Genomic DNA, 231 nt, shown 5'->3' with positions numbered 1-231 from the left:
CGATACTCGTCCTGTAGATGTAGACACAATGTTTCAAATAGGATCATTGAGCAAAGCTTTCACTTCTGCTTTAGTAGCTAAAGGAGTGGATAAGAGCTTATTTAAATGGGAAGACAACGTTATCGACCATCTATCTACCTTTCGTCTGGCCGATCCATGGGCAACAGCGGAATACCAAATTGTGGATTTACTTGCTCAACGAAGTGGTCTGCCTCCTTATGCTGGCGATAG

1 protein-coding gene is annotated in these 231 nt (G+C 43.3%); it reads left to right on the top strand.

The features are described from left to right. Positions 1–46: 46 nt before the first annotated feature. Positions 47–231, top strand: a 185-nt coding sequence (locus ACYSM9_RS22045) for a hypothetical protein (protein WP_461859072.1), incomplete at its 3' end; no start/stop codon positions are given.

The sequence above is a fragment of the Arthrobacter sp. C152 genome (assembly GCF_054890965.1).
Note: the sequence above shows the minus strand (reverse complement) of the source record. Positions and strands in the feature narration are given on the sequence as shown.